The sequence below is a fragment of the Komagataeibacter kakiaceti JCM 25156 genome (genome assembly GCF_000613305.1).
This window is the reverse complement of sequence record NZ_BAIO01000716.1, coordinates 1-947: the sequence shown is the minus strand read 5'-3', so window position 1 is coordinate 947 and position 947 is coordinate 1. Positions and strand designations below refer to the sequence as shown.

General features: G+C 66.4%; 3 protein-coding genes. All 3 read left to right on the top strand.

Annotated features, from left to right (window positions below; all coding sequences use genetic code 11):
• Positions 1 to 71 precede the first annotated feature (71 nt).
• Positions 72 to 260, top strand: coding sequence for a hypothetical protein (locus JCM25156_RS18250; RefSeq protein WP_025814270.1), 189 nt, complete (start codon positions 72 to 74; stop codon positions 258 to 260).
• A 49-nt stretch (positions 261 to 309) separates the two neighbouring features.
• Positions 310 to 564, top strand: a complete 255-nt coding sequence (gene moaD / locus JCM25156_RS18245; RefSeq protein WP_025814269.1) for a molybdopterin converting factor subunit 1 — start codon at positions 310 to 312, stop codon at positions 562 to 564.
• A gap of 4 nt (positions 565 to 568) precedes the next feature.
• On the top strand, positions 569 to 947 hold a 379-nt coding region (locus tag JCM25156_RS18235; protein WP_025814268.1), incomplete at its 3' end, for a molybdenum cofactor biosynthesis protein MoaE.

Genomic DNA, 947 nt, shown 5'->3' with positions numbered 1-947 from the left:
CTGGCCATGGATGATGGCGCAGCCCCATCCCCCATGCCCCCGCCCGCGCCGGATCTGCCGCCGGGGGGGAGATGCAGATCGGCAACGATGGCGTGCAGCTTGTCCTGCCCGGGCGGGATTCCCGTGTTTCCACATTGTCTTCATCCCCGCCCGCGACGCATAAGGACGTGTCGGATGCGGCCATCGTCGTTCCCAATGGCGATGGCACCAGTACCGTGGTCGCTCCGGATGGCACGGTTCAGGAACAGCGGACCGACTGACGGCGCGTATGCGCCGGTCACGGTCGGCCACAGGGGAGAGGGAACCGGAATGCTGCACATTCTCTATTTTGCATGGTTGCGCGACCGGCTGGGCTGCTCTGACGAGCGCATGGCCCTGCCGGAAAACGCGCGTTCCGTACAGGACCTGATCGCGCAGCTTCGCGCCCGTGGCGGGGAATACGGGGCGATCTTCGCCCGGCCGGAGCAGATTCGCGTGGCCGTCAACCAGCGTTTCGCCACGGTTACGGATCCCATCGCCGCCAATGACGAGATCGCTTTCTTCCCCCCGGTTACGGGAGGCTAGGCGCATGCCCCGGATCACCATCCGTGTTCAGGCCGGGCCTTTCGATAGCGCTCACGAGACCGCGCTGCTGCTGCGCGGGCAGGATATGGTGGGCGGTGTCGCGGCGTTTACCGGCCTTGTCCGTGGGGGGGGGGATCTGGTGGCGCTGGAGCTGGAGCATTATCCCGGCATGACCGAGTCCCAGATGCAGCGGATTGCCGAATCGGCATGCACGCGATTCGGGCTGGTGGGCTGCACGGTCATCCATCGGGTGGGGCGGCTGGAGGTGGGCATGCCCATCGTGCTGGTGCTGTGCGCGTCGGCGCATCGGGCGGCGGCCTTCGATGCGACTGAATTCATTATGGACTGGCTCAAGACCCGCGCCCCGTTCTGGAAGCGCGAGG

Coding starts and splice junctions, on each gene's coding strand:
- JCM25156_RS18250 (WP_025814270.1), top strand. CDS start 72: ATGCAGATCGGCAACGATGGCGTGCAGCTTGTCCTGCCCGGGCGGGAT.
- moaD (WP_025814269.1), top strand. CDS start 310: ATGCTGCACATTCTCTATTTTGCATGGTTGCGCGACCGGCTGGGCTGC.